Annotated in this window: 13 protein-coding genes; 5 read left to right on the top strand and 8 right to left on the bottom strand. The window is 52.1% G+C overall.

The window, feature by feature from the left end; translation table 11 throughout:
- Positions 1-171: 171 nt before the first annotated feature.
- Positions 172-972 carry a MetQ/NlpA family ABC transporter substrate-binding protein gene (locus ACPUC8_RS07170; RefSeq protein ID WP_494925904.1) on the top strand — a complete coding sequence of 267 codons (801 nt, stop codon included), beginning with the start codon at positions 172-174 and terminating at the stop codon, positions 970-972.
- Positions 973-1,013: 41 nt separating this feature from the next.
- Here ACPUC8_RS07170 and ACPUC8_RS07175 read toward each other — a convergent pair whose 3' ends face one another.
- Positions 1,014-2,123 carry an SDR family oxidoreductase gene (locus ACPUC8_RS07175; protein ID WP_058971082.1) on the bottom strand — a complete coding sequence of 370 codons (1,110 nt, stop codon included), beginning with the start codon at positions 2,121-2,123 and terminating at the stop codon, positions 1,014-1,016.
- A gap of 366 nt (positions 2,124-2,489) precedes the next feature.
- Between ACPUC8_RS07175 and kup the strand changes: the two genes are divergently transcribed.
- On the top strand, positions 2,490-4,358 hold the full coding sequence (gene kup, locus ACPUC8_RS07180) for a low affinity potassium transporter Kup (RefSeq protein WP_494925905.1): 1,869 nt from the start codon (positions 2,490-2,492) through the stop codon (positions 4,356-4,358).
- A 278-nt stretch (positions 4,359-4,636) separates the two neighbouring features.
- A complete protein-coding gene (locus ACPUC8_RS07185; RefSeq protein ID WP_045815559.1) occupies positions 4,637-4,942 on the top strand; it encodes a YdgH/BhsA/McbA family protein in 306 nt (101 codons plus the stop codon).
- Between the two features lie 26 nt (positions 4,943-4,968).
- Here ACPUC8_RS07185 and ACPUC8_RS07190 read toward each other — a convergent pair whose 3' ends face one another.
- The 7 genes from ACPUC8_RS07190 to ACPUC8_RS07220 form a co-directional block, all read right to left on the bottom strand.
- The gene (locus ACPUC8_RS07190; RefSeq protein ID WP_494925906.1) at positions 4,969-5,928 is read right to left on the bottom strand and encodes a LysR substrate-binding domain-containing protein; all 960 of its coding nucleotides are present in this window, start codon (positions 5,926-5,928) and stop codon (positions 4,969-4,971) included.
- A gap of 30 nt (positions 5,929-5,958) precedes the next feature.
- Positions 5,959-6,873, bottom strand: a complete 915-nt coding sequence (locus ACPUC8_RS07195) for an alpha/beta fold hydrolase (RefSeq protein ID WP_494925907.1) — start codon at positions 6,871-6,873, stop codon at positions 5,959-5,961.
- Entirely contained in the window at positions 6,870-7,496 is a 627-nt protein-coding gene (gene leuD / locus ACPUC8_RS07200) for a 3-isopropylmalate dehydratase small subunit (RefSeq protein ID WP_494925908.1), read from the bottom strand. Before leuD ends, ACPUC8_RS07195 begins: the two co-directional genes overlap by 4 nt.
- Positions 7,483-8,919 carry a 3-isopropylmalate dehydratase large subunit gene (leuC, locus tag ACPUC8_RS07205; RefSeq protein WP_494925909.1) on the bottom strand — a complete coding sequence of 479 codons (1,437 nt, stop codon included), beginning with the start codon at positions 8,917-8,919 and terminating at the stop codon, positions 7,483-7,485. Before leuC ends, leuD begins: the two co-directional genes overlap by 14 nt.
- Before the next feature lie 221 nt (positions 8,920-9,140).
- Entirely contained in the window at positions 9,141-10,436 is a 1,296-nt protein-coding gene (locus ACPUC8_RS07210) for an NAD(P)/FAD-dependent oxidoreductase (protein WP_494925910.1), read from the bottom strand.
- A 16-nt stretch (positions 10,437-10,452) separates the two neighbouring features.
- Positions 10,453-10,875: a RidA family protein gene (locus ACPUC8_RS07215; protein WP_494925911.1), complete on the bottom strand. Its 423-nt coding sequence runs from the start codon at positions 10,873-10,875 to the stop codon at positions 10,453-10,455.
- A gap of 23 nt (positions 10,876-10,898) precedes the next feature.
- Complete coding sequence (locus ACPUC8_RS07220) at positions 10,899-12,038, bottom strand: ornithine cyclodeaminase family protein (protein ID WP_494925912.1); 1,140 nt, start codon at positions 12,036-12,038, stop codon at positions 10,899-10,901.
- A gap of 153 nt (positions 12,039-12,191) precedes the next feature.
- On the opposite strand from ACPUC8_RS07220, the gene ACPUC8_RS07225 reads away from it, so the two are divergent.
- Positions 12,192-13,028, top strand: coding sequence for a helix-turn-helix domain-containing protein (locus ACPUC8_RS07225; protein WP_494925913.1), 837 nt, complete (start codon positions 12,192-12,194; stop codon positions 13,026-13,028).
- 141 nt (positions 13,029-13,169) lie between these two features.
- On the top strand, positions 13,170-14,558 hold the full coding sequence (locus ACPUC8_RS07230; RefSeq protein ID WP_494925914.1) for an APC family permease: 1,389 nt from the start codon (positions 13,170-13,172) through the stop codon (positions 14,556-14,558).
- Positions 14,559-14,634 lie beyond the last annotated feature (76 nt).

The raw sequence follows: 14,634 nt of genomic DNA on the forward strand, positions 1-14,634 counted from the left end.
GCTGGATATATCAGTCAGAATCAATGTCAATCACGGCGATTAATTACTATTTGCTATGGATGTCGGCAATGAATGAATGGCGGAATTATAAGCAAACGCACCGATAGCGGATGTACAGACGTCCAGACGTATATTATAGTCCGTTCCCTACGTTTCTAAGGGACCTGTGTTATGAAGAAAATTGTGCTTACCACCCTGCTCGCCGCCGCGGTTTCACTGCTCAGTGCTTGCGATAACAATAAAGACAACACCATCAAAGTCGCGATCAATACCGGTCCTGATGAAGCGCTCTGGCAGACCGTCAAACAGGTAGCCCATGACAAATATCAGCTGGATGTTGATGTGGTGGCGTTCAATGACTATGTGCAGCCCAATGAAGCTTTGATGAACAAAGATGTCGATGTTAACGCCTTCCAAAGCCTGCCCTACCTTGAAATGCAGTCAAAAGAGCGTGGCTACAAATTTGCTGTGGTTACCAATACTTTTGTGTTCCCGATTGCCGGTTACTCTCGCAAAATTAAATCGCTGAGTGAGCTGCCTGATGGTGCCACCATCACTATTTCAAACGAAGCCACGACGCTGGGTCGCAGTCTGTTGCTGTTACAGGCGCAGGGGTTGATTAAGGTCAAACCGGAAGCTGGATTGCTGCCAACCACGCTGGATATCACCGACAATCCGAAGAAGCTGAAAATCATCGAAGTCGATACGCCACAGCTGGCACGTACGCTGGACGATCCACATGTGTATATTTCAATTATCAATAACAACTTTGCCGCACTGGTCAATCTCTCCGCCTCACGCGATGGTATGTTTATGGAGGGTAAGGCCTCACCTTACGTCAATGCCATCGTGGCGCGTGAAGATAATAAAGACAGTGCCAATGTGCAGAAGTTAAAAGAAGCGTTCCAGTCTCAGCCGGTGTTGGATAAAGCCAACGAAATCTATAAAGGCGATATTATCAAAGGCTGGTAAGACAAGTGTTTTAAGCCGCGCATCGTTGCGCGGCTTTTCTTTTATTTAAAATCCACTTCCATCAGTTCGGCGATGGTCGCATCCTGGGTCGATACTACGCAGCGGTGCAGATAGTCGGTGAATTTTGACGAAGGTGGCATCCCCAGCTTAAGCAATTTGTCGTTACTGAATACCACGTTGAGTTTGGAAAAGTGGCCGTACAGATTCATCGCCCGCAGCACAATACGCTCGTTACAGGGACCAAACAGCGATGAGAAACTTTTTTTACTTTCAGCTAACTCGCGGTAGTTCACCTTCTGATAACTCTCTGCCACCGGGACCTGACCGGAAGCTTGCGCCATCGCTTGATCAATCTCGGCAAAGGTCACGCTACTGTTGAGGCCAGCCGAAATATGAATGATGCTTTTATCAACATTTTCCGCGGTCAGCAACAGCTCTAAGGCGTCGGCACAATAATCCACCGGCACCACATCAATGCGGTCATCCAGTTCGCACATAAATTTGCCCAGTGTCAGCGCCATCCGGAATACCCAGAAAATACTTGGCGAAGGCGCACAGCCATGATCGGAGTGCCCAACCACAATCGAGGGACGCGCAATCACCAACGGCAAATTGGGCAGCGCTTCGGTCATCATTTTCTCCACCGTGGCTTTACTCCAGGTGTACTCAACGATGTGCTGATCGCGTAGCGTGTTCAGTTCACTCTCAGTGACCAACGTGTTGGCTTCCGGTGCACATGACATGGCCGTGCCAACGTGAATAAAGCGCTTCAGCCCGTTGACCTGACTCATCCGGCTGGCGAACTGGAACGTCCCTTCGACGTTAACTTTCCAGATATACGGATTGGTACCAAATGACGCGACAGCCGCACAATTCAATACATGGGTGACCGCATCAAGACGTGGATCCTGAGTAAAGCATTCCGGTTCGGCCAAATCCCCCATCAGGATGTTATCCGTGGTCAGTGTATTGAGCGACTGTTCATTAACGCCAAACTTGGCCAGATTTGCCTGAAGGCGCGCCAGCCCCTCAGCGGGGGAATCACCACGGACTAACAGTAAAAGCCGGTTGTGATCGCTTTTCTTTAATAAGTTAACCGTGACCGCACCACCGAGAAAGCCAGTCGCGCCAGTAATAAGAATTGTATTCATAAGTTTCGAGCTACAAGTTGGTTATAGAAATAAACGGTCCATCAGGGATTGGCTCGAATGTAGGTCAGGCAACGTAAATGGCGGATAAATGTGGTTTAACGGATGGGGAGGAAAAACGATCCGGTTAGGATTCGTTTATCTCTGACGCATTTGTGGTCGTCAGCCGTCAGTTTGCTTCTGATTTATCGGCTATTCTGAGATCAAAAAGTAAGCTGCGATATAAAAATGGCGTAAAAATATGGCATTAAGGCGTAAAAATGCAGTGCATAAAATCGCCACCTGCTATTCACCTCTCAGGTTAAGCGATATGTTCTGCTTCATACACACAGTCATCGCCGTTCCATACTGATAAGAAACAGGAATTTTATGAGTCAGACCGAGAAACAATCCCTGCCTGCTGGCATGTTAGCCGCCGCCGGGATCGTGTTTGGAGATATCGGTACCAGTCCGCTCTACACCCTCAAAGAGTGTCTTTCTATCCTGCCGGATGGTTCTGTCTCCACCACCGCAGTGATGGGGTTTTTATCGCTGATTTTCTGGGCACTCACGCTGATCGTGACACTGAAATACGTCTGTTTTGTCATGCGCGCTGACCACGATGGTGAAGGCGGTATTTTGACGCTGATGTCACTGGCACGTCGCCACGTCAGCCCGAAAATCGGCCATATTATTGTGCTAGCGGGCCTGACCGGCGGCGCGTTCTTCTATGGTGACGGCATCATCACACCGGCCATTTCCGTACTGTCGGCGATTGAAGGCATTGAGGTGGTCTCACCGCATCTGGATAAATATGTCGTGCCGCTGGCGGTAGTGATCCTCACCTTGCTGTTTATGATTCAAAAACACGGCACAGAGAAAGTGAGCAAGGTGTTTGGCCCGGTGATGTTTATCTGGTTTGTTTCCATTGGTGTATTGGGCATTCGCGGTATCTTGCTCAATCCCACCGTGCTGCATGCCCTTAATCCCGCTTTCGCACTAACGTTTTTAGTCACTCACGAAACGCTCGCCTTTGCCGCACTGGGCATGGTGGTACTGGCGGTCACCGGTGCTGAGGCCTTGTACGCGGATATGGGCCATCTCGGTAAAGCTCCTATTCGCATGGCGTGGTTAGTGATTGCGATGCCAGCATTGGTGCTCAATTACTTTGGACAAGGTGCATTGGTCATCGCCGATGTGAAAGCACTCAACAACCCCTTTTTCAACCTTGCACCAGGCTGGGGGCAGATCCCGCTGATTGTGTTGTCGACCCTTGCCACTGTCATCGCCGCACAATCCGTGATTTCAGGCGTTTACACCTTAACCCATCAGGCGATTCGTCAAGGCTTCTTGCCGCCGATGCGTATTGTATTCACCTCGCATACCGAATCCGGGCAAATCTATATCCCGGTGGTTAACTGGCTACTGTTTGTGGCCGTCACCGTGATCGTGCTTGCGTTCCGTCAGTCTTCCGCCCTCTCCTCGGCTTACGGTATTGTGGTGACCGGCACCATGGTGATCACCGCGTGCCTGGCGGGCGTGGTGGCGCTGCGCAACTGGAAATGGCCGCTGCCGCTGGCGCTGATTTTCCTCGCCTGTATGCTGACCATCGATATCCCACTGTTTGCCGCAAATCTGATGAAACTGTTGTCTGGCGGTTGGGTACCGGTACTGATGGCCCTGACGATGATGGGATTGATGCTGATCTGGAGTACTGAGCGTAATCGGCTGATTAAGCGCTTGAATAACGATCCGGAAAGCCTGCAGGCGTTGGTGAAATCGCTGGAAACCAACCCTCCCAGCCGCGTACCGGGAACGGCTATTTTCCTCGCGCGTAAAGAGTTTGAAATCCCGCAGGCGCTGTTGCACAACCTGAAACACAACCGGGTTCTGCACAAACGTGTGGTGTTACTGAATATCCGCACCACTGATACCCCGCGCGTGCATAACCAGAAACGTATCACCATCACCCAACTGTCAGCCTCTTTCTGGCAGGTGACAGCGGCTTACGGCTGGCGAGAAGTACCGTCTATGGCTGAAGTCCTGCATTTATGTGGACTGGAAGGATTTGGTTGTACCGTCAACGAAGCCTCTTTCTTCACTTCCCATGACACCCTGGTGATGAAAAAGCGCAAAGGGCTGGCGCGGATTAAAGGCGGCATCTTCCACTTCTGCCAGCGCAATGCGTTGCGTGCACATGAGCAATTTAACATTCCACCGAATCGGGTCATTGAGTTGGGTGGTCAACGCGAGTTTTAACCTTTTGGGGCGTATTTAGGCGCCCCATTAATTTATCTGAACGTGATAAATGTAAGCAGATGAAAAAATATTCCCGAAAGATTGTCAGAGTTGTGGCTGAACTTTTCTTAACAACTAATTAGCAACTAAAGCTAAAACGCATAACCTCAAAAGGTGTTTATTAACGTACCGGCGCAGATAATCTGTCGTGCGCAACTGCCGGTATTTATAAACCTATTATCAACAATAGAATTTGTAGCTTAGAAATCGGCTCGAATATTTTTTTGAGGAGTATGACCATGAAAGAACTTATTAATGATGTGATTTCTATTTTCACACCGCAAAATGTTAAACCGGTTTTAGTTCGTGCTGATCTTACCCATCGCGAATTATCATCGATTCACCCTGTAGGCTTCACTTCAGTGAGCTGGGCCACCTCAATGGAAGAGCTGACTGATGCGATTGTGAAGAAAACACTCGCCGCAGGTGCCGTGGGTTATCACATCACCGATGTTGAATCCCATGAACCGGGCCATGATGGTCAGCATGTGATGGCTGCCACCGCAACGCTGTACCACATCAACAGTAAAGTGGCGTACGGCTAATGTTAACCTACGCACCGAAGCTGAAATTAAGCCTGCCACTCCCGTGACAGGCTTTTTTCTGCAAAGTATTGCACCAAAAAATCAATAAAGACTTTAATGCGCGGCGATTCTGATGTCCGTTGCGTATACACCGCCCAAATATTCGCTTCCTGATACCACTGTGGTAAAACATGTACCAGTTCACCACTGGACAGATAAGGGGCAACATCCCATGCAGAACGCAGCGCAATTCCATGCGACTTTAATGCCCAATTAAGAATAACCTTGCCGCTGTTCGACGAATAATGACTATTCAGCCGGCACAACACCTGCTGTTTACCGTCCGTCAACGCCCAATGACCGAAAGTATTGTGCTTCTCATTGATGATTAAACAGCTGTGGTCGATTAATCCATCCAGAGAATGAAGGGGAGCGTGATGCTGTAAATATCCAGTGGATGCGCAAAGAATGCGCCGGTTTGCGGCCAGCTTGCGGACGATGTAGGCGTCATTCAGATCGTCTCCCACCTGAATATCCACATCGGTGCCTGACTGCATCAGGTCAATTTGACGGTCGCTAAGAACAAGTTTGATATTCAACGAAGGGTGCAAAGAGATAAAAGCTGAAATGGCATCAGAGAGATAGTCCTGACCGAAGCCCAGGGAACAACCGACAGTCATCTCACCCGTTAATGCACCACGCCACTGTTGGAAATTATTCAAAAATGAATCCATTTCCTCGATGACTTGCCTTGCGCCTTCCAGCGCCTGCTCACCTTCTGGCGTCAGGCGCATCACGCGATTGGTGCGGAAAAACAGCCGGGTATCCAGCTGCTTTTCCAGAATGGCAATGCGTTTGCTGATATACGATGGCGACTGACCCAACTCCACAGCGGCACGACCAAATCCATCATTGCGCGCCACACTGATAAAGACATAGAGATCTTCGACGGAGGGCCAACCCTGAAGCGGCTTCTGGGTGTTTTTGCCAGCCAGTTCTCGTTTCATATCTTTCCGCGTTTAATTCACATCACGCGTTTATAGCACAGAGTTCAGAAAGCCCTGAAGCTCGTTAAGGAATAGCTCTGGCACCTCTTCCTGGGGTGAATGTCCACACGGCAGCGCACTTCCCTGCACATCCCGCGCTTTATCCTGCCAGGTTGCAACCACATCATATAGCTGGCCCACCGTACCCTTTTCACCCCAGAGCAATTGCAACGGACAGGCGATACGTTTATCGCTGTCCTGCGCATCATGCTCTAAATCAATGGTCGCGGCGGCACGGTAATCCTCACACACGGCGTGAATCATCTCTGGCTGCTGATAGCAGCGCAGGTAATCATGGAAGATTTCCTCCGAGGTGGCATCAGGCGTTTTGAGCTGGCCCTCAATGTGTTTTTTCAGGAAGAACGCCGGATCGTGGCCAATCATGGTTTCGGGTAACGGATAGGGCTGAATAAGGAAAAACCACCAGAAGTAGCGCGTGGCAAACGCCTTATCGGTTTGCGCATACATGGTTGCCGTTGGCGCGATATCGACAAAGGTACAGCAGGCGAGTTTTTCGGGATGATCCAGCGCCAGACGATGGCCAACGCGACCGCCGCGATCGTGTCCGACAAACGCCACCCGCTCAAGCTCCAGCGCATCGATCAGTTGGCTGATATCTTCGGCCATGCTGCGTTTGGCATAAGTAAGATGCTGTTCGTCGCTGACCGGTTTATCGCTGTCTCCGTAACCGCGTAAATCCGGCAGAATAACCTGATATTTTTCTGCCAGCTGTGGCGCGATCTTGCGCCACGCCAGATGGTTCTGCGGATGACCATGCAACATCAGCAGCGATGTGCCTTCACCGCCCATCGCCACTCGCAGCGTGACGCCGTTTGGTAACTTCACGTCTTTGAGCATAAAGCCGTCGATAAACGGCGATGCACCACAGTCTGTTACGTTACTCATACTGTTGGTCCTTTTACCCGTTGCAGCCACGGACGCTGAGCAAAATGCTGCACTTCAAACTGCGTAATGTCCGATTCATATTGCAGCGTCCAGTCCACTGCGCTGCCACCGCCTAACAACATCTCACGTTTCAACGCGCTGACGTGAAAATGGAGGGTGTGCTGACCAAAGCGGATGATCTGCTGCTCCAGTGATACGGTGATTTGATTGTGAGCGGCATCGGCTGTTGCTGCACTTAACTGCTGATAGTCTTCCTCGCTCAACGTCAGTGTCAGCACACCATTGCGCTGGCAGTTATCGTCAAAAATTCCGGCAAAGCTGGTGCCGATAATCGCGCGGATACCCAGCTGATTGAGACCCCAAACTGCATGTTCACGGCTGGAACCACAGCCAAAGTTGGCCCCGACCAAAAGAAAGGTTGCCTGCTGCCAGCCAGGCTGATTGAGAATGAAGGCAGGATTGGGCGTGCCATCGGCCAGAAAACGCAGGTCAAAGAATACGCCACGGTCCAGCCCCTGCCGATCGATGCCTTTCAGAAATTGCTTTGGCATGATGACATCAGTGTCGATATTCGCGGCAGGCAATGGCGCAATTCTGCCGGTGATATTGTTAAACGCTTCCATTTTGCACCTCTGCTGTCATCAAGCTGCGTACATCGATCAGATGGCCAGCAACTGCTGCGGCAGCCACCATCGCCGGGCTCATTAAATGCGTTCGTGCGCCCGCCCCCTGGCGGCCAGGAAAATTACGATTGGTGCCCGAGGCACAGCGGTCGCCCGGTGCCAGCACATCTTCATTCATTGCGAGGCACATAGAACAACCCGATTGCCGCCACTCAAACCCCGCTCGCTGAAATATATCCGCTAAGCCCTCTTCTTCCGCCTGCTGCCGCACCTGAGTTGAGCCGGGCACAATGATACCGCGCACGTGACGGGCAATTTTGCGCTCACCAATTACGGCAGCCGCCGCGCGTAGATCCTCAATGCGCCCGTTGGTGCATGAGCCGATGAATGCATGGGTAATGGCGATGTGTGCCAATGGCGTGCCAGGTTCAAGCCCCATATAGTGCAACGCGGTGTGTAAGGCTTGCTGTTTAATCAGGTCTGTCTCCTGCGCGGGGTCCGGCACACAACCACTGATTGCACTGGTTTGGTCTGGGCTAATCCCCCAGGTCACTTTGGGTTCAAGGTCGCTGCAATCGAGTGAAATGGCCCGGTCAAACTTCGCATCGGGATCGCTGCGCAACGTCAGCCACGCTGATTTTGCCTGCTCCCACAGTGCGCCCGTTGGCATTTGCGGTTTGCCTTCAATATAGGCGAACACTTTTTCATCCGGCGCGATAATCGCTCCACGCGCACCCGCTTCCACCGCCATGTTGCACAGGGTCATGCGCCCTTCCATGCTCAGCGCCTCAATAGTCGGCCCACAAAATTCAATGGCGAAGCCGGTTGCGCCAGAAGCGCTGATAGTCTCAATCAGCGCGAGAATAATATCCTTAGCCGAACAGCCATACGGCAGTTCACCGCTGACGTTAACCTGCATGGTTTTCAGTCTGCGGTAGATCAGCGTTTGCGTGGCCAACAGATGTTCAATTTCCGAGGTGCCAATACCGAAACCCAGCGCACCAAACGCGCCATAGGTGGTGGTGTGGCTGTCACCGGCCGCAATCACCATGCCGGGCATCACCATCCCTTGTTCATGGGCAACAACGTGCTCAATACCTTGACGCGGATCCATCACATCAAACAGTTCAATGCCGAAATGTGCCGCGTTCTGCCGGAAGTACTCCACCTGAAGTTGTCCTCCCGCATCCGTCATGACGTCATCACGTTGCGGACGAGTGGGATTCACGTGATCGACATTGAGCAGAATCGTCGCCGGATGGCGCACCGAACGCTGATGTTCGCGCAAACCACTGAAGGCTTGCGGGCTGGTGTATTCATTCAAAATGGAGCGATCGATATAAAGCAGGACATGTCCTTCATCGTCTAACTGACGGACGACATGTTGATCGACCAGTTTTTCATACAACGTTTTGTTAGCCATGCGATTGCCCACATAAAGTATTAACAAGTCATTAGAGACATTAAGGTAATACAGTTGTGGGCGGAATGATGAACACGTTACGTGGAGATATAAATGACGAAATGTGAACTGATACGCTTTCTAAAATGATGCGGGTTCAGCCAGAGCTCGCACTAAGGTTAAACAGCAGTCTGGGGCCCCTGTGTGGCCCCAGACTGCGACATAACCATAGTTAATCACGCCTACATCAGACGCTCCAAACGATACGGCGAAGGATCAATAATGGGTGCCTGTCCTGTCACCAAATCGGCTGCCAGTTGCCCCGCTGCTGGTGAAGTGCCAAAACCGTGCCCTGAAAAACCGGTGGCCAGCGTTAATCCTGGCATTGAAGCTACCGGCCCGATCACCGGGTTAGAATCCGGCGTCACATCAATCACCCCCGCCCATGACGCCGCCATTTCCGCCAGCTGAAACGCGGGCCAGGCAGCGCGCAAATTGCGCATCGCTTCACTATTCAATGCAGGATTGGCTGGCGGGTCCAGAGTGCGGACGTGCTCAAAAGGCGAGCGTCGGTCGTGTCGCCAGCGTCGCGCCATCGCTAGGTCCTTTACGAAATATTTGCCCAGCGAGATACGTAAATTGTCGCGCGCATGGCGTAACTGCGGCATATAACGGGTTCCGATCAACAGATGATCGAGCGTCAAGGGGGCATCCAACGCGCCGCGCTGCGTCACAATAAAGCCGCCATCCTGATGTTGACGGAACGAAAAATCTGGTGCACCGACGGCGATGTTGGTTGGGCCTTGCAGCGGTTTAGTGCGCATCACCGAACAGATCAGCGGTAAGGTGGGCAGATTGATACCGTGATTGCCTAAAAAGCGCCGTGACCAGGCACCGGCAGCAAGCAGCACCTGATCGCAACGAATCTCACCCTTTTCCGTCACCACGCCGCTCACGCACCCGTTTTGCGTGGTAAGTGCGCGCACCGCGCATTGTTCGATGATCACTGCACCTTTCGCCAGCGCGGCTTTGGCTATCGCGCTCGCCGCCAGAGTCGGTTCAGCGCGTCCGTCCGAAGCGGTAAAAATGCCGCCTGACCATTTTCCCGCCCCCCCCGGAACACGGGCAGCAATGTCGGTATGGCTGAGCAGACGGGTATCTAACCCCGCGGCATTGACGCCGTTAAGCCATTTTTCATGCATCGCCATCTGCTTCTCATCCCGAGCGACAAACATAATGCCTGCCTGGCGATAACCCACATCACTGCCAACCCGCGCAGCCATCCCGGCCCACAGCCGATCTGCCGCCTGCGCCAGCGGAATATCCTCCAGCGCACGGCTGGTTTTACGAATCCAACCCAGATTGCGTGATGACTGCTCACTCGCAATGCGCCCTTTCTCCAGCACCACCACCGGAATGTTGCGTTCTGCCAGCGTCAGCGCGGCGGTTAACCCGACAATGCCACCACCAATGATCACCACAGTGGTGGCCGCAGGCATAACATCTGAAGTTGTCACTGGCGTAATAACAGGTGCCATAACGCGTCTCCCGCCCTTACAGGGCTACGGTAATTTCCTGAACCTGGTCTTTGCCCGCGCCACGATAGGCAGTCACTTCCAGTTCAACCTTATAAACGGTTGACCCGAGCGGAGGACAAGTGACGGTCGATGCCGGATTCACCCCCCGGAACTTCTCGCCAATGATGGCCATCACCGTCGGGACATCCTCCGGGTTTTGAATAAAGACCCGAGAGCACACCACATCCTGTAATGATGCATCGATAGCAGCCAGCGCGGCTTCAATGTTGGCAAACACCTGCAAGGTCTGTTCGCGCAAATCGGAAGGAATCTCTTTGGTCTGCGGGTTACGTCCAGCAGTGTTGGACACATAAATCCAGTTATCGACCGCGACAATACGCGAATAACTTGCCTGCTCTTCAAATTTGGAACCGGTTTTAACCTTGATGATATTCGTCATGATGTTCTCTTTTGTTCAATGGATTAGCTTAAAACCGGTGATTCCCACAGGTTCAGTTTCACGCCGATGCCTTGCTCGATGGCCTTGCGATACAGCACCGTGCCCCAGGCCACGTCCTCTACCGGCATTCCTCCGACGGACATGATGATGATCTCCTCATCGTTCTGGCGGCCCGGTGCTTCACCGGCGACGATCTTGCCGATATCTTCAAGTTGCTCCGCCTGCAGCTGCCCGGCGTCCAACATATCCATAAAACGCACGCCGATAATTGGAATAGTGCGATGAGCGGGCTTGGGCACTTCGTCAAACCAGGCGTGATACAAGCCGGTGTTATCCAGTACTTTGCGTACATCAGCCTGTTCCATGCCGGCATCGATGTTGCACAGCGCGGGCATCGCCAGGAATGCCCCGGCTTTGACCCACTCCCGCTTCACAATGGGATAAGTAGTGGGTTCGCCCACTTCGCCGGAACTGCAATAGGTGACAATGTCACTCCCGCGCACCACCTCTTCCAGCGAATCGACAATTTCCACCTGCTTAATTTGGGGATAGGTCTCTTGCACCCAAGTGAGGAAGTTATCGAGGCTACGCTGACCACGACCTTTGACTTTGATGGTATCGATCTGCGGGCAAACGGCGATGAATGCCGCAACGGCGGTTTTCCCCATCACGCCAGGGCCAAGTAAGCCAATCACTCGCGAATCTTTACGCGCCAGATGACGCGCGCCCACGCCGGGTACCGCGCCGGTGCGGTAAGCAGATAAGAGATTGGCCGACATATGTGCCAGCGGTGCACCGGTGTCAGCGTCATTCAGGGTGAACATCAGAATGGAGCGCGGCAGGCCTTTTTCGCGATTAGCGATGTTAGAGCCATACCATTTCACGCCTGCAGTGCAGAAATTGCCGCCTAAATAGGCGGGCATCGCCATCATGCGGCGGTCAGCGGTGGGTTTGGGCATCGCGGGGAAAGGTGAGTTCTCCGGGAAAGTCACCATCGCGCCGTGTGAATCGTTATTCGCGCCTGCCATGCGGTAGTCGCCGTGATACAGCAAACCAAACATCTCTTCCATGGTATCCACGCAGGCGGCCATATCGGTCACGCCAGCACGAATCATGTCCTGTTCCGACAGGTAGATAAAATCAATCCGGGTTGAATCACTCATATTGCGCCTCTTCAATCAGCTATTTGCGTCTTCGCTATAACAAATAACGCGCCAGAAACAGGCTGTATTGAATATTTGCGACAGGGAAATCCTCGGGCTGTGGCACAGGGCTTGCATTACTCAACGCAGATAACGCCTGCACCGGAACGCGCCATGACACACTTTCCTCTGTATCGACATCGCGGATTTCAACCTGAACAGCCATGGTTTGTGCTGAATGCCGCGCAGCATTATTCGTTGATTGCCTCAGATAACCCGGCGATCTCCCACTTCTACAGTTTTGAAGTGGCGCAGCATGCCAGCATGACGCTGGCCATACCGGACGGATGTGTTGATATTGTGTTTGACTGCGATGCACAACATCCCAGCGCCCGCGTTTGCGGCACCACGCTGGAGGCGCGTGGCGCAGATATGCAGCATAACCATCACTATTTTGGCGTACGCTTTGCGCCGGGCATCATTCCTGACTTTCTCGACGTGATGGCTGAGGAAATCCCTGACAGTGAATTCAGTTTTCTCGATGTGGTGCCGGATGCGCGTCTGGCTTTCGAGCAAATCGTGCAAGCGCGTGATTTCTCCCGGCAGATTGCGTTGTTTAATGCGCACTTTACGCCACGTCTGGTGCGTAAAGCCTCCTCCGTCACCTCATTGATTATTCAGACCATGCGGAAATTAAATGGCAACATCCGCGTTGATCAGCTGGAAGCCTTAACCGGATACTCTTGCCGCACCATCCAGCGCCAGTTCCGCCAGGACACCGGGCTGTCACCGAAAGCATTCAGTCGTATTCTGCGCTGCCAGTCAGCCATCAACACTATTCATTCACGGCAGGAACTGTCGTTCAGTGATCTGGCGATTGACCTGGGATTCAGTGACCAGTCCCACTTCCTACGTGAATTTAAAAAGTTTGTCAGCACCACACCCTGCGATTATCAACGCAGAATTACCCACGATGACTATTTCCATCGGCTGCGTTTTACCGAGCACTAAAAGGGTGCAACGTTGCACTGCGCGACTGTCCGATTTTTTCTATCCGATAGCCTCAAGACTGAGAAATGATGCCGCTACGTTACCTGCCTCAGGCGGCACAGACTGCCTGAGAAATTTCTCCTTCTGTTGAGGGCATTGGCGATGAATACGGATTCAGGCTTACGCAAAAATACGTTGGGTTTATTTTCTCTGGTCTTTTTTGTTGTCGCAGCTGCTTCGCCTTTAACGGGCGTAGTAGGAGGTTTACCGGTGGCCATCATCTCCGGTAACGGGGGCGGGATTCCGGTTTTCTATATTCTCTCCTGCATCATATTAATGTTGTTCGCGGTGGGGTTTATTGCGATGAGCCGCCACGTCAACAATGCGGGTGCGTTTTATACCTATATATCAAAGGGCATGGGGGAAAATTGGGGTGCGTCAGCCTCGGTGCTGGCCGTGATGGCGTATATTTCCATTCAGATTGCGATTGTTGCCATGCTGGGATTCTTCACGCAATTATTTAATGAAGAGCACTTTTCCACCCATATTCCCTGGTGGGCACTGAGCATGCTGGCGGTGTTAATCTGCTGGATGCTCAGTATTAAACGGGTCGAGGTCGGTGGCAAGTTACTGGGTATATTGATGTTAGCGGAAGTGGCCATTGTCCTGTTAACCGACGTTATGCTGCTTGTCAAAAAAGTCGGACCCTATACGTTCCAGTCGTTTGAACCGTCGGTATTTATGCAGGGTAATTTGGGCATCGCGTTTATTTTCACCATCGCGGCGTTTATTGGTTTTGAATCCACTGCCATTTATGCCGAAGAGTGTCGTGACCCGCAGAAAACTGTGCCGCGCGCGACGGTCTGCGCTCTGCTATTAATTACGGCTTTCTTCTGTTTCACCAGTTGGTCACTAGTGCAGGCCTATGGTTTTGACCAGATTGTGGCGATTGCCACCAAAGACCCGGGTAACTTCGTGTTCAATATCACGCGGCAATATGTCGGGCAGTGGGCAGTAGAAACCATGTCGGTACTGCTGATCACCAGTTTGTTTGCGGCAGCGTTGGCGTTCCATAACAACATATCGCGTTACTTGTTCAGTATCAGCCGTGATGGATTGATCTGGAAAGAGCTGTGCAAAACCCATCCCACCAACGGTACACCGCACAACGCCAGCCACGTTCACAGCGTGATTATGCTGATGCTACTGGCGGGCATGGGCAGTGCGGGCCTCGATCCGATGGTGCATATTTTCGCGATTGGTTCCGCCGTGGCAACATTGTGCATTCTAGTTTTACAACTGGGCGTTTCTGCCGCGGTAGTGCTGTTTTTCCGCCGCGTTAAGACTGACGACAGTCGCTTTACTGTGTTCTGGGCGCCGTTACTTTCGATGGTGTGTATGACCATTACCATTATTTTGGTGGTGAATAATTTGCAATCATTGAGCGGCAGTGATTCCAGTGTCGTTAAATGGATTCCGTGGCTTATTGCCGGCTGTGCACTGGCGGGATATAGCATGTCAATTAAACGCGGAGTGAAGCTGCGCGCCTAAAAAGATTAACGCTTGCTGAACCGATGTTAAACCGCAGCAAGCGTTTTATTTGACCTAAGTCGCTTTGCCGGATATA

This window comes from Pantoea sp. CFCC18177, assembly GCF_059412425.1.